Here is a 24,143-nt window from a genome sequence, read left to right as displayed (position 1 = left end):
CCAGTAGATCCAAACATATTTAAAAGCCTCACTTGTTTGTCAACATTACCAAAGCAAGCGGTAAAATTGAAGTCTTTCATAGCTTACACCCTTACTACAGTTTATGAGCAAGGGTGTAAAATTGCTAATAATATTAGCGAAATGTAAAGTGATTTTTCAACAGGAGTACGAAAATTTTATTTGTTTACACCTGAATAGGGTATGCATTATATCAATTGAGAGCTTTTAAAACTATTTTCTGGTATTTACCATACACTATGCCATACACTTCTTAAGCTACTCAGTCATTAGTTTTGAAACAGTATTTACAACACGCTTTATTGAGAATGGTTTTTCAATATATCCATCACAAACCTTTGATGACTTATCTTTCATTGTGCGTTCGTCAAACATTGCAGATATCAGTATAATTTTGATATCCCTGTATTTTGGATCTGCCTTTAATTCTCTTGCAACATCTGAACCGTCAACATCATAAATCCTAACATCAAGGAGTAGAAGATCAGGCTTATAATCGTCTAGCTGATTTTTAATGTTTCTGGCACTACATAAAGTCATTACATCGTAACCCTCATCTACCAATATTAAACTAAGCAATTCTGCTATCTCTACAGCATCATCCACCACAAGAATTTTTTTCATTAATCGAAATTATAAAAAAATTTATTCAAGGAATGTCTTATCTATCAATGAAATAAGAATTTTACAATTCCAAATTTTAGCAATACTAGTCACCATCTAAAAGCGACCATTCAAATAATAATCCTACACTTATTAAGTCTTGCGAGTAAATCCGTTTGCTTCGCTACCCCTTGCCATTGACCTAATTTTGATAATATCAATAGGAACAATAAAAACAATAAAAAATGCCATTTAAAAAAGGAAATTCTGGCAACCCAGATGGAAGGCCAAAAGGCAGGGTTAAAACATCAATCAAAAAAAGGATTGAAAAGCTGCTTGAGAAAAATCTGCCAACAATTGAGGCAGAAATGGAAAATGCATCACCAGAAGAGCGAAGATGTTTTTTTATTGATTTAACAAGAGTATTAACCCCACAACAAAAACATTTAATGTAATGAGTAAAGAAACATTTAAACGCTTTTTAATCCATCAAGATGATGAACTACTGGTGCAAATTATTAGTGACCTTAAACACTATAGCCCAAAGCTAAACCAATTGAAGGCAGCTTATGAGGGATTGGAATTTGAGGATAAAGAATTTGATTTTAAAGCCTTCGAGCAAATCCGGAACGAGGGAGTTAAACAGGTGGTTGATCTATATCTCAAAAATTTGAATGAGGGGCTTGAAAGTACTGGTGTTAAAAATCAGAAGCTAAGGGAGTTTGTTTTGTCTGGATCTGAGGTTCCTATTGGAAATATTCAACGTGCATATAATGAATTAAAATATTTTTATGTTCCCGAGCCTCCTGTACCGTACGGCAAAAATCCTAGAATGACAAAATTGTCATTAGAGCATATCGATTTCATAGACGGAGCCTTTAAAGTTGGCAAAGATGCTCAAGAGAATATCCTCGAAGCTTATTGCCGCATTTATATAGAAGACCAAGAGCAGGAGCAGATTTACAACAACCTACTTTCATTGAAGGAAAGTTTAACGCAGTGGGACCAATGGGTTACAAAATTAGGTTTGACACGCTCATTTTATGGTGGTAATTATACTGATCAATTAGAGCACTTCTTTTCGTTCAATAGGGATACCAGAGAGATTAGTATTGTGCCATCAAGTATAAGATGGGGTCAGCAATATGATAAGGCGGCAAAAGCGAGACAAAAGGCTGAGCAAGAACGTCAAGAGAGAAATAGTCAAGCATACCAAAACAGCTTAAAAAAAGGAGGATTTTAAAAATGGGATATTCAACAGAACAACGAGAAAAAAACCAGGCGTTGATTAATGATCAAATGGCTAATTGCAGTAATGAAGATCGTGGAGATGTATCTAGGCAATGCAACATGGCTTGGGCTAATGAAGAAGATACAAAAGCATTGATAGCAGCCAAAAAGCAAGAAATTTCACTTAGGGCAAGTGATGAGGAAATGGATGAGATTTTTAAAAACTTAGGTATTTAATGATGACCGGAGCAAGGCAAATCAGTTTGAACGACCCCAGCGTTCCTAAATACATTAGGAAAATGTCTAAGCTGGTGACTAAGCTTTGGAGCGAGGGCAACATCGTTAAGCTCAGAGAGATCAGGGATAGCAAATGCAATCTAAAGCTTAGGATCTATCATCATTCACAAGGTACCGATAGTTACTATTGTGATTTAAGCTCTAAATATTTGACTTGGGCAGAGGTTGATGATCTGGCTGCCAAAAGCCTTGCTAATGGCGAAAAGTCAATGACAATCGTAATACCTTATAAAGCTGGCATATTCTTTACCAGAGGGGTTAAAAAGCAAATGCAACTTAATTAAATCAAAATATTGCACACGTATTAGGGGTATAAAAATAGGCTATTTTAATAACAAAAACATGTTTTACAGCAATTTACATACAATATAACACGCAAAAATTATAAAATGGAAGAGCAAACCACAGTCAGAGAAAAACCTCAATGGATAATGCCATTGAGTAGACCATATATTATTAAATCAGGATTATTTGGTAAGCATAAGGAAGAAATAAAAGAATTTGTATTTAATCCCACTGTTATTGGTGTACAGTATAAATATGCTCAGTTGGCCTTAACGCTAAATAATGAGCTGATTGGATTAAGCGACCAGGAAGCGGCTTTGAAAGTTATTAAAGAGAATAATGAAAAGGTTATTATGATGGTGGCTTTAACTATTCACAATTGCAAATCCGATGTACCAAAAAGCCTTTTGAAGTATTTAGAAACAATTGATCAAATTGAATTACTTCAAGCCCTGCATTATTCGATGGCAGCCCTTTGCTTAGATTACTTTACTCAATCAATCATCCTGTTAAGGGGTACGGCAAGGATTTTAAGCCCTGCAAATATTGATGAAGAAATTCCAAAAAGCCATGTCTAATTTCACACCAGATTTTAGTATTAACGACCTATTTAATCACATTGATGATGGTTTGCAATCTATTATTGATGAAGCGGCTGAGCAACTATTTAATGCAGGTAAAAAGGTTGTTGATATGGCCAGAGCAAGAACAAGGGCAGACAATGGCTTTGGGAATATCACTTGGGAGCTTAGAAATTCGATCGGCTGCCTTTTGGTTAACAATAACCAAATCTTAGATGAACACATTTATTTTCCACCATTAGCACAAGGCATTGAAGGCACTAAAATCGGTATTAGCTATGCAAGAGAGATAGCGCTCTTAGTTTCAGATGGCTCACCAGTTTTAATCTTTGTGGCTGGTATGGATTACGCTGCATTTGTAGAATCAACCGAAAGGGATGTAATAAGTATGTCGAGCTTAAGCTTTGGCAAAATATTCAAACAATTAATAAATCAAATTTAAATATCATGGCAAAAGGCTTAAGAGTGGCAGGTGGTACCGAATTGAATTACACTTTCAATATGAGTATAGCTGAGGCAATGAAAAAAGCGGAGCAGATGAAAAAGGTGTTTCGTGAAATGAATGATGCTGCATCTAAAGGTGTAAATTCTGGACCGTCAACAACATCAACAAGCAACTTCACTAAGGCTCAACTCGCTTTACAGGACACTTTAAGAAAGGCAAGGCTTGAGCTCACAGCTTTAAAACTTGAAGAGCAAAGGCTTGCAAATCAACAGGCTGCAAGTGGCGCAGCAACAGCCGAACTAACACGTAAGATTACTGAAAACAGATTAGCTCAACAGGAGTTAACTAAAGCGGCAAGGGCAGCAAGAGAGGCAAACCGTGCAACCGCCGGATCTTATAAAGAAGCTCAGGACAGATTGGCGGCTTTAGGCAAAGAGATTAAAAACACTACAGGCGGTTTTAATTCCCAAAGCCCGGCACTAAAAGCTAAAATTCGTGAGTACAATGAATTAAACGAAAAGCTTAAAAAGTTTGATGCCTCGATGGGCAACCATCAAAGAAAAGTAGGTTCTTATCAACAGGCCATCAATGGTGCGGCTGGAAGTTTAGCGGCTTGGGCTACTGGCTTTTTATCTATTGGAACGATTTTAGGCAAAACGTTTGAGCAGTCGCTTAAATCGGATGCTATCAGAACATCATTAGAATTTACCTTTGGCAGTGTTGACCTTGCAGATGCAAAGCTTGAGCAACTGGCAGCAACAGCCGATAGATTAGGAGTTAACTATAATGCTTTAACCACATCTTATAAATCATTTACTGGAGCCGTTATTGCCTCAAATTTCAACTTCGAGGAAGGCGAAAGGATATTCAATGCCGTTACTGGTGCGGCTTCAAGATTGAAGTTATCAAGTGAGGATACTGAGGGTGCTTTGAGAGCTTTGCAGCAAATGATATCAAAGGGCAATGTACAGGCAGAGGAATTGCGTGGACAATTAGGTGAGCGTATTCCCGGTGCGTTTTCAATTGCATCAAGAGCAATGGGTGTAACTGAAAGTCAGCTAAATAAAATGCTTCAAAGAGGTGAGGTTTTAGCGGCTGATCTTTTGCCGAAACTTGCAACCGAACTGGAAAAAACATTTAACACAAACTCTACTGATCAAGTTGATGGTTTATCTGCAGCTTGGCAAAGATTGACAAACGTATTTTCTACTACAGTCGGAGAATCCACAAATATAAATAGATTTTTTACTGCCATTGTTGATGGAGTTGGAAGAGCAACAAAGTCAATTGTTGGTATGGTAAATTCAAGCAGTTGGACGGAGTTCGTTACAAGGCTATTAACCAATGACGATGGCAAAACCGCCGATATCGTAAGAGGCATTAATCTAAGTGGTGATCGAGGTGAAAAAACAGTAACTAAAGCTTTAAATCTTGAAGTAGACAAGGCAGATGCAAAAACCATATTAACAACCTATGAAGAGGTTAAAATTGCCTACAACAATGCTAAAAAAGCTTTAGATGGTTATAAAGCCTCAGTTGCTAAAGGTACATTACAAGATGGCGGCAAAAGAAGCGTTAAAAGCTTAAGTGATACGGTTGATTTATTGAATAGTCAAATGACCAGGTTAAAAAGGTTTATTCCTGATAGCCCAACAATTACCCCCGGTAAAACTGCCAAACAATTATCTGAGGAAAAGGCAGAAGCCAAAAAAGCCGAAACCGAATATAAAAGAATAATTAAGTCAAGAAATGATCTTCAAAAGGACATTGATGATCTTGTTAAAAAATCAGCTAATAAGCAGTTAAGCGAGAACGAACAGGAAAAACAAAGCGTTACCGATAAATATGAGGCTTTGAGAGAAAAGGCAAAGGAATACTACAAGACCATTGAAGGCTACAAGAATAAAAAAGGCTTAGGGCTTAACATCTCGAAACTTAATGATGCCGAAAGCAATGATCTTGCCCTTGTCAATGATAAGCAGGCAGCCGAAGCACTTGAAAAGAGTTTAAGCATTCAGAAAAAATACTTTGAGGAATACGAGGAGTTTAAAGACAAGTTTGGCAAGCAAAAAGCAGATGAGCGATTTGCCAGCAACATCAATACTGAGAGAACGTACTTAGAAACCCTAAAAGAACTTGAGGACAAATTATTGAATGGTGACAGCAAAGCTAAAGGTGGTGCAGATAGCGAGAAGAATGCAGCCCAATTAAAAACAATTCAGGATGCCATCAAGGTTGAGATAGAAGAAGAGCAAAAGAAGAATGATGATTTATTGCTTGAGTTCCAAACCTATGCAGATAAAAGGCAGGCAATCCAAGAAAAGTATTTAGCTATTGCTGAGGGATTAAGAAAAGAAAGCAGGGATTTAGAGGCGCAAAATGCTATTTCAACAGGTGAAGAGGAAGTAAACGCACTGGATAAAACCCAGATCGAAAAGATGGCATCTTATCAAAAGTTGTTTGAATTTTTGGGTAAGCGTACAAAGCAACAAACTTTAGAAGCTGCCAAAGAATACCAAATTGAACTTAATAACTTTAAAGGATCTGCAATTGAAAAAGCTAAAGCTCAGAAAAACCTTGATGAATTTATTGCAAAGTTAAATAATGATGGTGGGAAGGGTTTAAATGATATTGTAAATGATTTACAACAGATATCTTCTGAGTTTGCTGCTATTAATGGTAATATAGGAAACATTGCTAATGTTTTGATTAATGCTGCAAAATCTTATATCGAGGTTAAAAAAGGTATAAAAGACATTCAGGATCCTGAGAAAAGCACAACTGATAAAATAGGCGCTGGTATTGGTATTGTTGGAGCTGCCATAAGTGTTGCTAATTCTGTTTTTGGTTACTTCAAAGGATTGAAGGCCGCTAAGGAAGCAGCAAAAAAAGCAATGGCAGACTATCAGTCTGAGGCAATAAAAGGTGAACAAGAATACCAGTCACTTCTTAGAAAGCGTGAACTTGACGAGGTTAAAAGGGGTAAAAACAGTTACAAATCAATTGTTGATCAATTGGAACTCCTTAAAAAGCAATCACCAGCAATTGAGGCTGCTTATGATAAGATATTTGCATCATTACAAGGTGGTTCATTTGTTGATGGCGTAGGCTATAAACATGGCACATGGTTACGTAAGGCTAAGACTTGGGATATTATGGCTAGCCTAAATGGTAGCGATTACGCAAGGCTTGAGCAACTTTATATCCAAGGTAAATTAAAAGATGCAGCCAAAGCAGATTTTGAGGCATTAAAAGCATTAAGGGAAGAACTTGGAAGCGCTGGCGTATCGGTTGCAGAGCTTCAATCACAATTAAATGAACTGTTAACCGGAACAAGTGCCGGAGGGCTTGCGGATAGTCTGGCAGAACTCTTTGAAAATGGAAAGTTTGCAGCTGCAGATTTTGGCAAATCATTCGAGGATATAATGAATAAGGCTATCACCAACAGCTTTAAACTTAAAGTGCTGCAAGATGGAATGCAACCATTCTTTGACGAGTTCTCATCATTATTTACCAACGGAACGCCAACGGATGCGGAGATTGATGCATTAAGGGCAAAGTATATTGATCTTGCTGGTGCATTCGGTCAACAGTTTAAGGACTTGGAAAAGATCACAGGTCAAAACCTTTCAGGGACTGGATCAGCTAAAAATGGCAGCTCATTAGTTGGAGGCTTTAGTTCTGCATCTCAGGAAAGTATCAATGTTTTAGCTGGAAGTACGGCAGCGGTAAAGCTACAATTAGTTACCGTCAATAGTTCGATAGTTAATTTAGCAGGCGGCAAGAGTATTGGTGATCTTTACTTAATGGCTAAAGACAGTTTTAATACACAGCTACAGATTGAGCAGAACACCAGAAGAGGAGCTATTGCAGGCGAAACGGCATTAACAAAGCTTGATGTAATTGCTAAGAATACATCTAAAGCCGGAGGGTATAATGCGCAACTAAGTGGATCCGGATTAACTCCTTAATACTCGCATCAAGTGTACAGATAAACCCATTTAATTTATATTGAGTGGGTTTATTGTTTTATTACATACATTATGGCATACGTTAGTAATTCCTATCCAACAAGCGATCAACTTCCCGTTTCGATTCTTCGAACTGTCGTTCCATTTCTTCGGTTGCTGCAATACGATCTGTTGATTCAATTATTTTTGTAAGATCTTTATCAAACTGAAAGTTGTAATCACTTAAGACCATTGCTCCAAACGCATTTTTTCCTCTAAATTGGTGATTCATTCTCCATCCAATAAAAACAGGTTTAAAATTTTTCTCATTAATATCTTCTTGCGCATTGAATTTATCCTCCTTTTCGTATGCGCTGTTGAGATCATCAGTAACTACAGTATCAATATCTAAATCCATCGTCCTTCGTTCATAGGTACTAAAAGATGAATCTAGTTTGCTAAATTCAACAGGCTCATAGCTTTTAAAGTCATTCATGTTTTTTGAGAGATGATCTTGAATAAGCTTCTTAGCTTTCTTTTCTGGAGAAGAGCAGCTTATAATTAGAAAGGATAAACCAGCAATTGTTAAAATTGATTTTTTCATTATTGATTATTGAAGTCTTAAATATATTAATAAAGGTATGCCTAAAAAAGGTTTCTTTCTTACGGTTTACCGTATTTTTTAAGCTAAGTACTTGTATTATAATAACTATAAGCTACTAGATAGAAAAAAATGCAAATAATTATTGCATTTCTAATTATTTATTCATAACTCTGTAGTGCAGAATAACTAATCAACTGAATTTTTCATTTAAATCAGAGAACCAAAATCAAGACATTTATTTTTTAATAATATTTCCAGGTGAGCGGATTAGACCCGTATCTATAATTTCTCTGAAAAGAGTTGATTGTTGTTCTGCAGCACCTGGAATACTTTTGACCAAATGTTATGCAGAACAACAATGTAAAAAACCAGAACCAACAGCTCCCGATTAAGGTTGCAGCTGTTAAATTCCCATTCAATCCAGAAGCTAAATCGGCTTTATCCAAAGAACGTATCAATGAGATAAACCACATGTGTTTAAGGGCAGAAATAAATGACAAATCTTTTGATGGCATTAAGGTAGATGAAAATACCCTTTTAATTGAAGCGTTTGGACTTCAAGAAGTTTTTGAGCAAATAAGCTATATAGGCTCAAGAACCGATTTCTACTACCATATTGATGAGGCATTTAAGTTATTAATGAAAGAAAGGCCAGATGATAGGGTTAGGGTTTTAGATAACTACCAAAGCTTAACTGCTATGTTTAGGGTAGTCGAAAAGCAACATGAATATATCAATAACAAGCTTCATGAAGTCAATGTGTTAATTAACGATGTTAATAAATTAGATAGCGAAATGATGAAAGGAGGTGCATCATGCTAAGTAAAAAACCACACACACATGACGGCTTTGAGGAACTTATGAAAGAATGGGAAGTTTATTCAAGCAACAACCTACATCTTTTCATTTTACCAAATATACTGAAATCAGATATTGGCGCCGTGCTTGATCACGAGTTGCCAGGCAAGGGTGATATTTGTTTTGCATTGATGGAGATAAACTACGCCATTACACGTATTAACAAAATGGTTGCGTATTTAGAAGTCAAAGAAGTAACCGCGATAAAACGATATAAACATTTATTAAACGACATTAAAGAGTTGCTCGATAAAAATATTTGGGAAGAAGTTTGGGACTCTGTTTATTTTTGGATTGATGAGGAATTGAATGAGTATAAAATTGAAAGAGATTATGCGCAAAGAAAAACCGATTGCTTTGCAGCCCTTATTTCTCTATTGGAAGACTGTTTTAAATTATCCATTGAATTAAACGAAAAAGAAAGGGAGGTATCATCATGTTAAGTAACCCGACATACGTACACGATCCGAAGATTTTTAAAGCTGCAAAACTAGAGTTAAGGAGACAAGAATGGCGACTTAATGCATTAGCACCAATTATTCCGAAGAAGCCAATCCCAACTGCTAAAACTTGCACAAAATGCCTCGAGGAAAAACATCTTTCTGAATTTGAGGCAAACAAAAAAGTAAAATCTGGATTGAAGGCAAAATGTAAATTCTGTTACGATGAATATGAGAAAGCTTATCGAGCAAAGAACCGTGTGGAAATAAACAGAAGATACAAAGCCTGGTGTGTAGCCAATAATAAAAAAACAAATAATATTTAAAACATGGAAGGCGTAACAATAATCGAAACAGCGGTAATTAAAGAGTTGATCAATAAGATTGAAGGACTTGAAACCGCAATTAAGCAGGCTACAAAAGATGCAAAGGTTAAAGATCCAACAATGACTTTAAGAGAGGTTGCAGCGTACCTTAAGAAAAGCTACGGTTGGGTAGTCATCAACAAGCACAACATCGGCTGCTCAAACATCGGCGGCGATTGGCTAACCAAACAAAGCATTGTAGAAGAGTATTTTAATAAGAATTTTCATAAAAATTAAAAACACAATGGAACTAACCATGTCACAAACAATGCTGCAGCGATTATTGCAAGATGCAGCTGATTTAGGAGCGCAAAGGGCAATGCAAAGTGTTGGCGCAATTAAACCTTATCTAAGCAAAGCAGAAGCCTACAAAATGTATGGAGAGTATACCGTTGAGAGGTGGATAAAGGAGGGTTTAATTACCCCACGTAAGGACGGCACTCATTCCTCTAAGTGGAGGATTGACCGAATAGAGATCGAGGCAATATCAAAAACAAGCAACAGACCATCATACCTAAAAATTAAATACACTCCTTAATTAGTTTAATGTGAAGAAAAGAGTTTTGTATATTTAGGTGTATATACAAAAATTAAATCCTTGTAAGTTATTGATTTACAAGGATTTGTAATCTTGTAAGTACCCAAGAGGAGATTCGAACTCCCACACCCTTAAGGGCGCCAGCCCCTCAAGCTGGTGCGTCTACCAATTTCGCCACCTGGGTAGGTGTTCTGCAAATATATCAATCTACTTCAAAACTCAACCCATCATAAGCCAATTTAATATTTGTTGGCAATTCTTTTTCAATTTCAGCATGCAAACCTAAAGTATGGCTCATGTGCGTAAAATAAGTGGTCTCCGCTCCTACTTTATTGGCAAATGCTATCGCTTCAGTTAAAGTAAAGTGCGAGATGTGATCTTCTTTTTGCAAAGCATTAATTACTAAAACTTTGCTGCCTTTTATTTTCGCTAAAGAAGTTTCAGAAATAGTTTTAGCATCGGTAATGTAGGTAAAATCACCAATTCGGTAACCCTTAATGGGTAATTTATAATGCATTACATCTATTGGTGTAACTAAATTACCTTTTACATTAAAAGGTTCATCATTTACAGTATATAAATTAATTAAGGGCAATCCATGATATTTGATATCAGAAAAAATATACGAAAATTCTCTTTTTAAAGCCTCCTGCACCCTTGTATCTGCATAAATATCAATATGTTTTTTAAGGATATAATTAAATGGTCTGATGTCATCTAAACCAGCAACATGGTCTTTATGCTCATGGGTGTATAAAATCGCATCTAAATCCATTACACCCGCCCTTAACATCTGATACCTAAAATCTGGCCCGCTATCTATTACAATGGTAGTTTCCCCTATTTCTAGTAGTACAGAAACTCGTAAACGCTTGTCTTTAGCATCTGCAGATTTACACACAGCACAACCACATCCTATTACCGGAATGCCCTGAGATGTACCTGTACCTAAAAACGTGATTTTCAAAATTTAGTATGTTGATGTTTTAAAACATTAAGGCATTAAGCTACATTAAGCTCTTTTCTTAATTCTTCTTCATTTCTTAATGTTAAATATAATCGAACTCATTGCAAGTTAATATTGTGAAGAAAGATTATAGGCATTAAGCTACATTAAGTTTCTCTCTTAATTCTTCTTCATTTTTGAATGTTTCCCTAAAATTTAAGCTTAGCAATTATACTTAAAAAACCCTTAAAAAAGAAAAGGTTCGAACATTTGCCCAAACCTTTTCAATATTTATAAATCTTTATAATTATCTTAAATCAACTACTTCTACTCCAGGATACTTTTTAGTATCAAAAGCGAAAGTCGTTTCTGGCACTTTAGCATTTGGAGTAAAGGTTTTAACGTTATATGTATAAGTATTTCCGTTTTTCTCGAAGATAACTACGTTGGCAATCTGTTTTAGAGCTTTATCAATACTTAAACGCACTTTAAAAACATTCTTTTTAGTATCTGTTGGCGATAAATCTATCATCTGATAAGTTTTAGCTCCAACTTTGCTTTCTCCTGTATAAATGTACTTGAAACCTTTTTCGTAAATGGTAAAAATCTTAGCTGGGTTAATCGCGTCGCTACTATTATCTACATTAGTAATTTGAACTTCTTTATCATTTTTTAAATACGTCCATTGTACTTTACCATCACTAATTAAATCTTGGTTAGTCATTGCCACTTTATATTTATTCGCATTTGCTTTTACATACAAAGTTCCTTGTTGGGTTTCTTTTACTTTTGCCTGTGCATTGTTTAATGTAAAGGTAAAATCTGTTTTAACAATATTATAAGTACGGTATTTTTTACTTACTTCTGCTAAAATTGCTTTAGCCTTTGCGTCTGTTTGTGCATTTGCTGTTAAACCTAATGTGCTAACTACAAATAATGCTAATATTATCTTTTTCATCTTTCTAAATTTGTTTTCGATTGTGATGAAGCTATTATGATTTTCTTTTATCATTTAAGTGATATCAATCATAATGGTTTCATCTTTAAATTTTAGTTTTCCCCTATCAGGATAATAATTATTTTTTGTTATTCAGGTTATTCAAGAATTGTTCCAAAGCATATTGATCTGGCAATAAAACTTCTCTGGCCTTACTTCCTTCAAACGGACCAACAACACCTGCAGCTTCCAATTGATCAATAATTCTACCTGCCCGATTGTAACCTAATTTCATTTTACGCTGAATGAGCGAAGTTGAGCCTTGCTGGTGCGTAACTATCAGCTGTGCAGCGTCTTCAAACAACGGATCTCTATCATCAGGATCAAAATCCGCTTTGTTCGATTCCGCATTTTCATCAATATATTCTGGCAACTGATAAGCCTCTGGATATCCTCTTTGGTTACCAATAAATTCAGAAATACGATCTACCTCTGGTGTATCAACAAAAGCACACTGTAGCCTTATTAAGTCGCTCCCTGTCGATAAAAGCATATCTCCTCTACCAATCAACTGATCGGCGCCGCCACTATCTAAAATGGTTCTCGAATCTATTTTAGATAACACCCTAAACGCTAACCTAGCGGGAAAATTTGCTTTAATTGTACCTGTAATAATATTTACTGATGGCCTTTGTGTAGCCAGAACCAAGTGAATACCAATTGCACGAGCCAATTGGGCTAAACGAGCAATCGGAGCCTCAACCTCTTTACCTGCCGTCATCATTAAATCGGCAAACTCATCAACTACTAAAACAATGAATGGCAAAAAGCGATGCCCATTATTTGGGTTTAGCTTACGCTTGATAAATTTATCGTTATACTCTCTTAAGTTTCTTACCTGTGCATCTTTTAACAAATCATAACGCTGATCCATTTCAATACACAACGAATTTAGCGTATTTACCACCTTTTTAGTATCGGTAATAATGGCATCGGCTTCGCCTGGTAATTTGGCTAAAAAGTGTCTTTCAATTCTATTAAATAATGTTAACTCCACTTTCTTAGGGTCAACCAAAACAAATTTCAGCTGTGCTGGATGTTTTTTAAACAACAATGAAACTAAAATAGCATTAATACCTACCGATTTACCCTGACCAGTTGCACCCGCAACCAATAAGTGAGGCATTTTAGCTAAATCAGCGATAAAAACCTCATTACTAATGGTTTTACCTAAAGCTATTGGTAAATCCATGGTATTTTGCGACCACTTTTCGGTATTTAAAATACTGCGCATCGATACCATTTCTGGATGCTGATTGGGCACCTCGATACCAATGGTTCCTTTTCCTGGCATTGGTGCAATAATACGAATACCCAAAGCTGCTAAACTTAAGGCAATATCATCTTCCAGGTTTTTAATCTTCGAAATTCTAACACCAGGCGCCGGAATAATTTCATACAAAGTTACTGTTGGCCCAATGGTAGCCTTAATTTTATCAATTTCTATATTGTAGTGATTTAGCGTCTCTACAATTTTATTCTTATTGGCCTCTAACTCATCGGCATTAACTGATATTTTGTTAGCTCCATAATTTTCAAGCAAATCTAAATTTGGGTATTGATAGCCCGATAAATCTAATTTTTCATCGTAATTACCAAATTGCTCAACCAAACCTTCTGCTTTAGCTTCTTCCTCACTTTTTTCTACGGTAAAAGTTGGTTCTGGTGCTACTTCAATTGGTGTTACAGGAATTGCCGCTGCTGTAACTGTTGGGGTAAGCATTACATTTGCAGCTAAAGGAGTTGCAATTATATCTTCTACTTCCGCATCCTTTTCTTCAAACCTACTTGGCGTTAAAACAACATTTTGTTCTTTTTTTGGTTCGTTTTTGTACCGATCATTAATGCTAAATTCTACCGATCCAGTAGGTTCTTCCTCAACAATTTTATTTTTTGCAGCTTCTTCTCTAATATCATTTACATAATCCGGAACTTCATTATCCAAGTAAACTTCTTTGTTTCTTTCTGGAATTTTAAAATCGATGTTATAGGCAACGATTAAAATTGATAATCCTAAAAATACAATTAAACCACCCACGCCAGCCTGTCCAATTTGAGCAATCAACAGTTGATTGGTGAAAAAGCCAAATTCACCTTCTACAAAATACAGTTGATCTGAGAAAAACGAATGAGCAAAACCAAATGTTAACGACAAAAACAACAAAAAGAACAAGCTATAGCCTAAAACTTTTTCAGTATCAAATATTTTAACTTTAAACAATAAGCGATAGCCTATCACAAAAAAAACAAAAGCAAATAAAAATGAGGCAATGCCAAACCATTCATAAATAAACTGATGTGACAATAAAGCACCAACTTTTCCTAACCAGTTCTGAATATCAGGCGCATCAACACCATTATTTTTTAATTCATCAGCTGTTTTAAACAGATTACCCCATCCACCATTTTTATCTATTACATAGCTCATATCTTCCTGCCAAGTAAATAAATAAGAAGTAAATGCTACTAAAAAATAAATAGATAGAATTACAAAAAACAAACCTACAATTTTTATGAGTCTGCCATTTTGTAAATCTAAAGTTGGTAAAATATCCACTTTTGCCCGGGGTGCTTTGCTGGCAGTTGTCTTTTGCCCTCCTCTTGTTGGTTCAGTTTCCTGCTTAAATGAATTTGACTTAAATGAGTTCCCCTTTATCGGCATTTTCTGTATCCTAATTAATCAACAAATATAAAATATATACTTGTTTGTGTTGTATAAACGAATACGATTTAAAGAAATTATTTTTAAAACAAAAGCATTTATAAAAACTTTTAACTGGTGGTTATTAAACTTTCCTATCAAATAACAGTCTTCATATTAAAGCTGTATAAGATTTCTTTTTAGATAGTTTTGTTTTAGGTTAATCCTGCTTAATTTATTTTGAGCAGGATTTTTTTTTGAAAAGCAATTGCAATGCTAATCGGTTACGATAGTCCTGCTTTCTCTGCAATATTTTTTGTGCTGTCACACTGAGCCTAGTCGAAGGGACAGTGTCACAAAAAGTATTTTCGCTCAATGAGGTTTAGTCTACTCAGGTTTTTGCAATAAACCAAGGTTGCAAAATGGTTAAATCAACATTAAGAAGTTAAGGAAATTAAGCCTCAATTCTTCTTAATCCCTTAATGTTAAATTAAAAAAACACAGTTAGTAAAACGCTTTACTAAGCATTAATACTTCATCCTTCAAATTCCTTGGTTCGTGTCTCCACGAACTGTATATTTTTTTAATTATCTGTGTAGTTTCTAATTGAATAAAAATTTATTCGAACTTATTTTAGACCTCAGCGAGGTCATATATTTATAGGTAATAGGTAATATGGTGTTCGACCCCAGCTGGGGCCGAATGTATGCTGCTTCGTTATTTGCTATACATATTTTATCCCCTTGGGATAATCTGGGTATGAAAATTAATAGTTTAGAAGCTTAAAAAGCTTCATTCTTCTTATTGCCTTAATGTTAATTTTTTCTAAAAAATATACCTTGGAGAACGCTTAAATAAACATTAAGAAATTAAGCTTCAATTCTTCTTAATGCCTTAATGTTAAAACAAAGGCAGTTTCAGTCATTAAATTAAAAGAATTTGATGTTTAAAAACTAATTCCACAGCTTTAACTAACACAATCTCAAAATATTTTTGTTAATTTAATAATTAGAATTTAATGGCGCTAAAATGGATATCTCGCAGCTCGAATCACTTATAGAAAATGATCAATTAGATCAGGTAATTGCATTATTATCTCAAAAGCCTGAGTTAGCTAAGCAAATAACCTCCCATCAAATATCTCCAATTTTATTGGCCTGTTATTACAAAAAGCCAGAAATTGCACAAGCAATTGCCGAGTTTGTACCAGAATTAAATCTGTTTGATGCTTGTGCTGTAGGCAAATTTGATGATGTTACGCTCTTAATTTTTAAAAATCCAGCTTCTGTTAACCAGTTCTCAATAGATGGTTTTACCCCGCTTGGATTAGCCTGTTATTTTGGCCACGAAGATATTGCCCGCTTTTTAGTTTTAAAAGGTGCAGAAGTTAATGTAGCCAGTAAAAATGGGTATAATGTTTTTCCAATCCATTCTGCTGTAGCAGCAAATAACTACAACATCACCAAAATGCTATTAGATGCAGGTGCTTATCCAAACGTTTGTCAGAAATCTGGTGTTGCTCCATTACATTCAGCAGCTCAGTTGGGCAATATCGAATTGATTATTTTATTGCTAGAACACGGTGCAGAAGTAACTTTAAGAATGGAGGGTGGAAAATTACCTGCAGACTTAGCCGCAGAAAAAGGTTTTACAGAAATTGCAGAGATTTTAATGCCAGATGATTAACTCCCAACCCCTAAAGGGGCTTTTATTCGGCAAGTCTCCGCCGCGGTGGAGATTTAGGGGCTAAATATCCCAAACTCTTAGCCTTACTTTTTTCATGTAAGTTCTAATGTCTAAAACTATAGCTGCCAAAAAGTAAAATAGGATAGGAAAACCTACGGCTAAAAAAGAAGAATAAATAAAGAACAAACGAACTTTACTGGTTCTCATATTAAACTTATTAGCCAAATAAGCCGAAACCCCAAAGCTTTGTTGTTCGAAAAAAGTTACAATACGTTGAAACATTTTTTTATTGCTTTAATAACTTAATACCAATACCACAAGATAAGCATTTTTTTTCATTACAATACTTCTTTTTTAATTGCAATATTGCTTGCGAGTAAAATGCATTTTTCACTATAACGCCTGCATCTATATATTGTTTGATGATGGCATTATTTTCTGCTGGTATATTTTCTAACAAATAAAAATTCCTAGTTACAAAATTTTCTTGATCTAATGCTTTGCCATAGGCGAATAAAAACAAGCTCAAAGTGTTAATCAATATATTTTGTATGGAAGATTTACCCAATTGTAGGCTAACTTTATCAGCTTCTTTATTAAAATGATAATGGGTTTCCCAAAAAGGATGAACTGGTAAATTTTCAAACAAAATTTGAGAATTTCGATAATCTCTCATTACCAGTATTTTAGAAAACAAATGATTGGAAGCTACAATTAAAGCTGCAAACTGTGCTAGCCTTAAAGTCGGGAAATTCTGTGGTCGCATTCGCATAAACTTCCAAAGCGAAATATCTATTGGTGTTAAGCTATATTTCTTTTGCAGAAACAGGTATTCTCGCTTTAAATGATTTGGGTATTCAGCTTCAAAAGTTTGGTTTAAAAACCCTGCCTGACCAAAAATTAAAGCCTCTATTTGCAGCGGATTATCTTTATGCTTGGCAAATAATTGTTGTGGTAAAGATTGAGCTAACATTTCCATAGGTATGGCATTTACTTTAAAGCCAAAATTCCTTGCCATAAAATGATAAAAAGTTTCATCCCAATCACCTTTTAAAGTTTCCAATTTCACATAAACTTCAGTTGATTTTTGCTCTAAGCGTTCTACCAAAACCCGAGCTAAAAATCCATTGATTAAAAATTCGTCAACCCTGTTAATTTGCTTTTCGCAAGGAAAATTGTTTGTCGAAGTAATTAATGCTTCGTAATTATCTAATAAATGCAATGGGAAAAGTCCTTTTAAAACAAGAACGGGAAGTATTGTGCCATCTTTTCTATAAATTGGTGCATCGTCTTCATAAACCACGTGAAGAATTACATTTTCGTAAGCACTATCAACTTGATGATTATGCAATAACCAATCTGATGATTTGATGTGAATTTCTACATTGCCAACCCAAGTGGTTTCGCCAATAATTAATTTTGCTTTGCTAAAATCTGGTCCTGCATTTTTATTCAACGTTCCTTGTTGCAGAACCTCTACAACTTCTCCCGTAGTTGTACGCAATGTTTGTGCGCCATACAACCTAAATTGCCAAATGAAATGCAAAAACTCTTCAGGAAAGTTCATACTTGAAATTAGGCAATAAAAGGCAAAAAACGATGGCTTGAAGAAAATTTAACTAATGGTTATTAATGTTTAATTACGAGTAAACATTTAAAATTGTTATTTAAAAATAACGCTTTTACAATATTTTGTTATAATAAAATAACAATTTTAAGTATTTTTGTTGTAAATAATTAACAAAATGGAAGAATTAATATTTCCTTTAATCATAAATTTTGCAACCAAACCCAAATGCTAATTACTTTAAAATATAAGCCCGATTGAAGCGAAAAAACAAATTCTTTTCCAATGAAATTGGATGAAAAAGAATTTGTTTTGTAGAGAAAAGCGGGGCTATAATTGCCAAGAACTGCTGACAATCGCTTTCTAATTTTTTGCCAACTCTTTCTGCCTACCCTTATAATTGGTAATAAAAACACCCAAAATAATTAAAGCTGTGGCGATTAATAAGTCGTAAGTAATTACCTCATCTAAAATAAGCCAACCCAAAAAGATGGCTATTATGGTATTAAAATAAGACAATATAGAAACCTTTGTGGCAGATACCTTTTTTAATGCATAGTGATAGCAAAAATAACCAACTACTGATCCAAATACACCTAAATAAACAACTGCAAGTAAACTTTCTATACTCCATGTATTTGGCGCTATTGTTTTGGAAAAAGCAAATGCAAAAACTAATTGTACAATTGCTGAAAACGCAAACTGATAAAATAAATCGAGCATAATATTTGAACTTTGCTGGGTATATTTTTTGGTATAAATTGTACCAGCTGCCCAGCCAGAAATGGCAATTGCTAAATAGATGATCCCAGTTTTATAATTTGGATCAAGCAAATCATTTAATCCGTCTCTAAAAATAAAAGCTACGCCTAAAAAGCCTACAACTACACCAATTATGCCTTTTAAAGTTAATTTTTGTAAGCCAATTAATACACAGCCAATAAAAACTACAATCGGATTTAAGGCATTTAACAGAGATGTTAATCCACTCGGAATACTTTGTTCGGCAACGGTTGTCATCCCATTGGCAATAATAACCATTAAAGAAGAAAGCAAAATTTGTCTTTTTAAATGCGACCAACCAATCCATTTTAATTGGTTTTGCTTAATTAAAATAACCAGCAAAATAAGTGTTGCAATACTTTGGCGCATTGCCGTAACAAACCAAGGTGGTATGGTATGCACCGCAATACGAATACCTAAATAGGTTGTACCCCAAACTATGGCAACTGCAAGTAAAGCTCCAATTAGTTTGAAATCTGTTTTAGTGCTCATTTAAATTAATTTTTAACCACTAAGACACTAAGTGTACAAAGAAGTTTTAGAAGATGATTATAAAGATTAGCGAGTAAGAAGTACAATTAGCAAGTTTTTAAACTTGCTCAAACTTACAGCTATATTAGTTTTATTTTTTGAACCTAAATTAAGTTTACCCCGATAAGTATTTGCTCCATTTCTTGTTGCAAAACCAAGGCTTCCTCTCTTGCTTTTTCGGCAAAATCTAAACCATCGCTGGCGTAAATAATGCTTCTAGCAGAATTAACCAATAATCCACATTGCGAATTTAAACCATATTGGCATACTGCACTTAAACTACCGCCTTGTGCACCAACACCGGGTACTAATAAAAAATGGTCTGGCGCCAACTGGCGGATGTTTTGAAATTCTTCTGCCTTAGTAGCCCCAACAACATACATCATTTGATTGCTTGTAGCCCAATTTTGAGAAGTTTGAATTACTTGCTCATATAATTTTTGATCATCGCTTTGTTTAACCTGAAAATCTTGACTACCCGTATTTGAAGTTAAAGCCAAAAGAATTACCCATTTATCAGGATGATTTAAAAAAGGAGCAACTGAATCTTTACCCATGTAGGGTGCAACGGTTATCGAATCAAAGCTCATTTCCGAATTTTCTTCCTTAAAAAAAGCTTCGGCATACATAGCTGATGTATTGCCGATGTCTCCACGTTTGGCATCTGCAATTGTAAAAACATCTTTCGGAAAATGTTTCCAAGTATTTACTAAAGTTTGCCAGCCTCTTACTCCCCTACTTTCGTAAAAAGCAGTATTGGGTTTATAGGCAACACATAAATCGTGAGTTGCATCAATCAACTGCTTATTAAACTCCAAAATTGGATCGTTGTACTTTAATAAGTGTTTTGGCAATTTATCTAAAACCGGATCAAGCCCAATACATAAAAATGATTTCTTTTTTTGTATTTGCTCAAAAAGTTGTTCCTTGTTCATATTATCGATGAAATGATGCGCAAAGATGCCAAAATTAGCTGGTTTTTAATAAGATGATGTTTGCACAAAATGATTTTTTTTTAAACAATTTGTAAATTTAGTTGCTTATTAATTTTCAAATACATACAATTGTGGCATAATTCCCGAATGTTTATCTGAATATCCCAGAAAAATCTCAGTCACTTTATCTTTTTAAATGTTGCCAAAGCATTTTTTAGTTATATTTTTTGATAAACTCAATTTAAAATTTCTCGACAATACATATAAATGTTTAATAAAACAGAATTAACTGAAAAGCTTACCGCAGAATTACGCGAGTTAGCAAAAAATGAAGGTATTAGTAACGCGGATGATTTGCGTAAAACAGACCTAATTGAACAGATATTACAACAGCAAACTGGTAAAAATGATGTTGCAGAACCTAAATCTGTAGCTGCTGCGAAACCTAAAGTTGTAAAAGAAACTACAGACAAGCCTTTAGCCAAAAAACGTGCTCGTATAAGTAAAGACGACAAGCCGCAGCCAGCACAAGCTGAGCGTGATAGAGTTACTTTATTTGATGAGCCGCAAACTCGGAGGCCCGAAACTGTAGAAACAAAAGCTGAGGAAACAAAACCTGAAGAAACAGAAGTTGAACCACCAGTGGTTACTTTGCCTCCAGATTTGGTTAGCGACCCACAAAAAATGGAAACAATTGCTGAGAAATTGCAAAACCAAGCCAATAAGCCTGCAGTAGCTAATCAGCAACCAAACCAAAAAAGAGATCGTGTAGCTAAAGAAGCAAGACCAGCAAAAGAACCTAAACCTGCAGCAGTTGTTGGCGAAGAAAAACCAGCTAGAGAAGAACGAGCTCCTAGAGAAGAGAATAACAATCGCCCACAAAAAGGACAAAATAATCCTAACCAAAACGGCGGAAACCATAAACAAAACGAAACAAGTTACTCTAACCTAGATTTCGATAATACCATTACCAACGAAGGCGTTTTAGAAATTATGCCAGATGGATATGGTTTCTTGCGTTCTGCAGATTATAATTACCTATCATCACCAGATGATATTTATGTATCTCAATCGCAAATTAAATTATTTGGCTTAAAAACCGGTGATACGGTGAATGGAAGTATCCGCCCACCAAAAGAAGGCGAAAAATATTTCCCTTTGGTAAAAGTGGTAAGCATAAACGGACGTATACCTGCTGATGTACGTGATCGTGTGCCATTTGATTACCTCACTCCTCTTTTCCCTACAGAAAAACTAAATTTATTTACGGATAGCAGTAATTACTCTACCCGTATTATGGATCTTTTTACCCCAATTGGTAAAGGTCAGCGTGGTTTAATTGTTGCACAACCAAAAACTGGTAAAACCAATTTATTAAAAGAGGTTGCTAACGCGATTGCAAAAAACCACCCAGAAGTTTATTTAATCATTTTATTGATTGATGAAAGACCTGAAGAGGTTACTGATATGGCTCGTAGCGTAAGAGCAGAGGTTATTGCTTCTACTTTTGATGAACCAGCAGAGCGCCACGTAAAAATTGCCAACATTGTTTTAGAAAAATCTAAGCGTTTAGTAGAATGTGGACATGATGTGGTAATCCTTTTAGATTCGATTACCCGTTTGGCAAGAGCCTACAATACAACTGCACCTGCTTCTGGTAAAATATTATCAGGTGGTGTTGATGCTAATGCCTTACACAAACCAAAACGTTTCTTTGGTGCAGCTCGTAATATAGAAAAAGGTGGCTCATTAACCATTTTAGCTACTGCATTAACAGATACAGGTTCTAAAATGGACGAGGTAATTTTCGAAGAATTTAAAGGTACGGGTAATATGGAGTTACAGTTGGATCGTAAATTATCTAACAAACGTATCTTCCCTGCTATTGATATTACGGCATCAAGTACACGTAGAGACGATTTATTGTTAGATAGAGAAAATCTACAACGCATTTGGGTACTACGTAACCACTTAGCAGATATGAACTCGCAAGAGGCGATGGAATTAGTACAAGCGCAAATTAAAGGCACTAAAACTAACGAAGAATTTTTATTGGGAATGAACGGGTAATAGCGTTGAAAAGTTGTAAGGTTAAAATATTGGAAGGTTCTGTATTAACGCCTAACTTTGCAACATTACAACTTTTCAACCTTACAACATAAAATGAAAAAACATATTCCTAATGCCATTACTTGTGCTAACCTGTTCTCGGGCTGTATTGGTGTTGTTTTTGCTTTTAATGGCGAACTAGAAATTGCTGCTTACTTCGTTTTACTATCTGGACTTTTCGATTTTTTTGATGGAATGGTTGCTCGTTTGCTCAACGTAAAATCTGAAATTGGCAAACAATTAGATTCATTAGCAGATATGGTAAGTTTTGGTTTTTTACCAGGCGTTGTAATGTTTCAGCTATTAAAACTAAGCGATTACAGTTCTGAATATTTACCTTATTTAGGATTTTTTATAACCATATTTTCTGCTTTACGCTTAGCTAAATTTAATATTGATGAAAGGCAAACTGAAGATTTTATTGGTTTAAACACGCCAATGAATACACTTTTTATAGTTTCACTACCTTTTATAGCTGTAGATTATCCAGAAATAATCGGCTCATCAATTACCTTGATTGCAATTATAGCCATCACAAGTTATCTGTTGGTAAGTGAGATTAAGATTTTTTCTTTTAAACTAAGTGATACCAGCTGGGCCAAAAATAAGTTTAAGTATATTTTCTTAATTTGTTGCTTAGTTTTAATAGGATTTTTGAAATTTGTTGCAGTTCCTTTTATATTGATATTATACATCAGTTTATCAATATTTCATTTCAAATCGAACAGAAGCATTACTTTTTAAAGTTTTGCATTCAACAGCTCTTTTGCATCTTCTAATTGCTGATACAAAATAGGAACAAAGTTTTTAATTTCTGCAAATGCATTAGGTATGCCTTCAATATCTTTTAACTCTCTTGCATTACGCTCAATTTCTTGCATGTGATCACGAGCATCTTCTCTACCTATATAATAAAATGTGGGTTTCATTTTGTGTGCATATTCAGAAGTAGCTTTCCAATTTTCTGCTTTAATGGCATTTTGCAAATCATCCATATAAATTGGCGTTTGTTTCTGAAATGCATCTAACATTTCTATCATAAATTCTGCACTATCGCCAGACATTTCACGCAAATATGATAAATCTAATGGTTGTTTGTTTTTATTCTCGTTTATCATTATAGGTCAAATCTAACAAAATTATCTTTTTTCTACAGTTAATGAATCAGTTAAAGTTGTTAATATTTCTGATACACTTTTTTTTAATACCGGATGTTTAAATTCAGCAGCAATTTCATTTAATGGCTCTAACACAAACTTTCTACGGTGCATTTCAGGGTGGGGTATAATTAATTTATCGCCCTCGTTTACAATTTCATCACCATAAAATATAATATCAATATCTATCAGCCTTGCACCCCACTTTTCATGCCTTATACGCCCTAATGATGCTTCTATATCCAACACATTGTCTAAAAGCTCAAAGGCTGTTAGATGCGTTTCAATTCCAATTGCTAAATTTAAAAACGATGGTTGATCTATTTTCCCCCAAGCTGCCGTTTCATATATAGCTGATATAGCAAAAACACGACCAACTTTTTGATTTATTGATTTTAAAGCATCTTCTAAATACCTTTCTCTTTCGCCTAAATTACTACCAAGTAACAAATAAGCCACTTTAAGGTCTAAATCCATATCTATTGTTTTTTATATCAACTAAGTTCAATTTAATCTACTGCAGATGTAAATTTACTATTAGATGCCATTCAGTTTTATATCTTTACAAATTAAATAT

At 34.8% G+C, this 24,143-nt stretch carries 26 protein-coding genes and 1 tRNA gene; 15 read left to right on the top strand and 12 right to left on the bottom strand.

Annotation, left to right across the window (positions count from 1 at the left end):
• Positions 1-276 precede the first annotated feature (276 nt).
• Positions 277-642, bottom strand: coding sequence for a response regulator (locus FA045_RS08295; RefSeq protein ID WP_136876424.1), 366 nt, complete (start codon positions 640-642; stop codon positions 277-279).
• Positions 643-866: 224 nt separating this feature from the next.
• Between FA045_RS08295 and FA045_RS08290 the strand changes: the two genes are divergently transcribed.
• The 7 genes from FA045_RS08290 to FA045_RS08260 all read left to right on the top strand — a co-directional run bounded on the left by FA045_RS08290 (position 867) and on the right by FA045_RS08260 (position 7,430).
• Positions 867-1,076 carry a DUF5681 domain-containing protein gene (locus FA045_RS08290; RefSeq protein WP_136876422.1) on the top strand — a complete coding sequence of 70 codons (210 nt, stop codon included), beginning with the start codon at positions 867-869 and terminating at the stop codon, positions 1,074-1,076.
• Positions 1,076-1,864 (top strand): hypothetical protein, encoded by a 789-nt coding sequence (locus FA045_RS08285; RefSeq protein WP_136876420.1) that lies wholly within the window; start codon positions 1,076-1,078, stop codon positions 1,862-1,864. Before FA045_RS08290 ends, FA045_RS08285 begins: the two co-directional genes overlap by 1 nt.
• Before the next feature lie 2 nt (positions 1,865-1,866).
• Positions 1,867-2,088: a hypothetical protein gene (locus tag FA045_RS08280; RefSeq protein WP_136876419.1), complete on the top strand. Its 222-nt coding sequence runs from the start codon at positions 1,867-1,869 to the stop codon at positions 2,086-2,088.
• Positions 2,089-2,150: 62 nt separating this feature from the next.
• The gene (locus tag FA045_RS08275; protein WP_169305034.1) at positions 2,151-2,432 is read left to right on the top strand and encodes a hypothetical protein; all 282 of its coding nucleotides are present in this window, start codon (positions 2,151-2,153) and stop codon (positions 2,430-2,432) included.
• A gap of 105 nt (positions 2,433-2,537) precedes the next feature.
• Positions 2,538-3,011, top strand: coding sequence for a hypothetical protein (locus FA045_RS08270; RefSeq protein ID WP_136876414.1), 474 nt, complete (start codon positions 2,538-2,540; stop codon positions 3,009-3,011).
• Positions 3,004-3,456, top strand: coding sequence for a hypothetical protein (locus FA045_RS08265; protein ID WP_169305033.1), 453 nt, complete (start codon positions 3,004-3,006; stop codon positions 3,454-3,456). Before FA045_RS08270 ends, FA045_RS08265 begins: the two co-directional genes overlap by 8 nt.
• 5 nt (positions 3,457-3,461) lie before the next feature.
• Entirely contained in the window at positions 3,462-7,430 is a 3,969-nt protein-coding gene (locus FA045_RS08260) for a tape measure protein (protein ID WP_136876410.1), read from the top strand.
• Positions 7,431-7,512: 82 nt separating this feature from the next.
• On the opposite strand, the gene FA045_RS08255 is transcribed toward FA045_RS08260, so the two are convergent.
• The gene (locus FA045_RS08255; protein WP_136876408.1) at positions 7,513-8,013 is read right to left on the bottom strand and encodes a hypothetical protein; all 501 of its coding nucleotides are present in this window, start codon (positions 8,011-8,013) and stop codon (positions 7,513-7,515) included.
• 345 nt (positions 8,014-8,358) lie between these two features.
• Between FA045_RS08255 and FA045_RS08250 the strand changes: the two genes are divergently transcribed.
• From FA045_RS08250 to FA045_RS08230, 5 genes are read left to right on the top strand one after another with little or no spacing between them, the layout of a single operon-like run.
• The gene (locus FA045_RS08250) at positions 8,359-8,835 is read left to right on the top strand and encodes a hypothetical protein (RefSeq protein ID WP_136876406.1); all 477 of its coding nucleotides are present in this window, start codon (positions 8,359-8,361) and stop codon (positions 8,833-8,835) included.
• Positions 8,829-9,314 carry a hypothetical protein gene (locus tag FA045_RS08245; protein ID WP_136876404.1) on the top strand — a complete coding sequence of 162 codons (486 nt, stop codon included), beginning with the start codon at positions 8,829-8,831 and terminating at the stop codon, positions 9,312-9,314. Before FA045_RS08250 ends, FA045_RS08245 begins: the two co-directional genes overlap by 7 nt.
• Positions 9,308-9,637, top strand: coding sequence for a hypothetical protein (locus FA045_RS08240; RefSeq protein WP_136876402.1), 330 nt, complete (start codon positions 9,308-9,310; stop codon positions 9,635-9,637). The genes FA045_RS08245 and FA045_RS08240 overlap by 7 nt, the downstream gene beginning before the upstream one ends.
• A 3-nt stretch (positions 9,638-9,640) precedes the next feature.
• Complete coding sequence (locus FA045_RS08235) at positions 9,641-9,913, top strand: MerR family transcriptional regulator (protein ID WP_136876400.1); 273 nt, start codon at positions 9,641-9,643, stop codon at positions 9,911-9,913.
• Between the two features lie 7 nt (positions 9,914-9,920).
• On the top strand, positions 9,921-10,214 hold the full coding sequence (locus FA045_RS08230; RefSeq protein WP_136876399.1) for a helix-turn-helix domain-containing protein: 294 nt from the start codon (positions 9,921-9,923) through the stop codon (positions 10,212-10,214).
• Positions 10,215-10,314: 100 nt separating this feature from the next.
• Here FA045_RS08230 and FA045_RS08225 read toward each other — a convergent pair.
• The 4 genes from FA045_RS08225 to FA045_RS08210 all read right to left on the bottom strand — a co-directional run bounded on the left by FA045_RS08225 (position 10,315) and on the right by FA045_RS08210 (position 14,819).
• A tRNA-Leu gene (locus tag FA045_RS08225) sits at positions 10,315-10,398 on the bottom strand.
• A gap of 18 nt (positions 10,399-10,416) precedes the next feature.
• On the bottom strand, positions 10,417-11,181 hold the full coding sequence (locus tag FA045_RS08220) for an MBL fold metallo-hydrolase (RefSeq protein ID WP_136876397.1): 765 nt from the start codon (positions 11,179-11,181) through the stop codon (positions 10,417-10,419).
• Between the two features lie 286 nt (positions 11,182-11,467).
• Positions 11,468-12,118 (bottom strand): LolA family protein, encoded by a 651-nt coding sequence (locus tag FA045_RS08215; protein ID WP_136876395.1) that lies wholly within the window; start codon positions 12,116-12,118, stop codon positions 11,468-11,470.
• 118 nt (positions 12,119-12,236) lie between these two features.
• Positions 12,237-14,819, bottom strand: coding sequence for an FtsK/SpoIIIE family DNA translocase (locus tag FA045_RS08210; RefSeq protein ID WP_136876393.1), 2,583 nt, complete (start codon positions 14,817-14,819; stop codon positions 12,237-12,239).
• Positions 14,820-15,827: 1,008 nt separating this feature from the next.
• Here FA045_RS08210 and FA045_RS08205 point away from each other — a divergent pair.
• Positions 15,828-16,484, top strand: a complete 657-nt coding sequence (locus FA045_RS08205) for an ankyrin repeat domain-containing protein (RefSeq protein ID WP_136876391.1) — start codon at positions 15,828-15,830, stop codon at positions 16,482-16,484.
• A gap of 60 nt (positions 16,485-16,544) precedes the next feature.
• On the opposite strand, the gene FA045_RS08200 is transcribed toward FA045_RS08205, so the two are convergent.
• The 4 genes from FA045_RS08200 to pyrF form a co-directional block, all read right to left on the bottom strand.
• A complete protein-coding gene (locus FA045_RS08200) occupies positions 16,545-16,766 on the bottom strand; it encodes a PspC domain-containing protein (RefSeq protein ID WP_136876389.1) in 222 nt (73 codons plus the stop codon).
• 4 nt (positions 16,767-16,770) lie between these two features.
• Positions 16,771-18,051, bottom strand: a complete 1,281-nt coding sequence (locus FA045_RS08195) for a DUF2851 family protein (RefSeq protein ID WP_136876387.1) — start codon at positions 18,049-18,051, stop codon at positions 16,771-16,773.
• A gap of 363 nt (positions 18,052-18,414) precedes the next feature.
• The gene (locus FA045_RS08190; RefSeq protein WP_136876385.1) at positions 18,415-19,326 is read right to left on the bottom strand and encodes a DMT family transporter; all 912 of its coding nucleotides are present in this window, start codon (positions 19,324-19,326) and stop codon (positions 18,415-18,417) included.
• A gap of 143 nt (positions 19,327-19,469) precedes the next feature.
• Positions 19,470-20,300, bottom strand: coding sequence for an orotidine-5'-phosphate decarboxylase (gene pyrF, locus FA045_RS08185; RefSeq protein ID WP_136876383.1), 831 nt, complete (start codon positions 20,298-20,300; stop codon positions 19,470-19,472).
• 267 nt (positions 20,301-20,567) lie between these two features.
• On the opposite strand from pyrF, the gene rho reads away from it, so the two are divergent.
• Complete coding sequence (gene rho, locus FA045_RS08180) at positions 20,568-22,370, top strand: transcription termination factor Rho (RefSeq protein ID WP_136876381.1); 1,803 nt, start codon at positions 20,568-20,570, stop codon at positions 22,368-22,370.
• Between the two features lie 93 nt (positions 22,371-22,463).
• Positions 22,464-23,153, top strand: coding sequence for a CDP-diacylglycerol--serine O-phosphatidyltransferase (gene pssA / locus FA045_RS08175; protein ID WP_136876379.1), 690 nt, complete (start codon positions 22,464-22,466; stop codon positions 23,151-23,153).
• Here the strand turns inward: pssA and FA045_RS08170 are convergent.
• Positions 23,150-23,527 (bottom strand): Hpt domain-containing protein, encoded by a 378-nt coding sequence (locus FA045_RS08170; protein ID WP_136876377.1) that lies wholly within the window; start codon positions 23,525-23,527, stop codon positions 23,150-23,152. The two genes, pssA and FA045_RS08170, sit on opposite strands and share 4 nt — an antisense overlap.
• Before the next feature lie 21 nt (positions 23,528-23,548).
• Positions 23,549-24,043, bottom strand: coding sequence for a 2-amino-4-hydroxy-6-hydroxymethyldihydropteridine diphosphokinase (folK, locus tag FA045_RS08165; RefSeq protein WP_136876375.1), 495 nt, complete (start codon positions 24,041-24,043; stop codon positions 23,549-23,551).
• Positions 24,044-24,143: the final 100 nt, after the last annotated feature.

Origin of the sequence: Pedobacter cryotolerans (assembly GCF_005116475.1) — a bacterium.
Taxonomy (GTDB): Bacteria; Bacteroidota; Bacteroidia; order Sphingobacteriales; family Sphingobacteriaceae; genus Pedobacter; species Pedobacter cryotolerans.
This window is presented reverse-complemented; position numbering and strand designations above follow the sequence as displayed.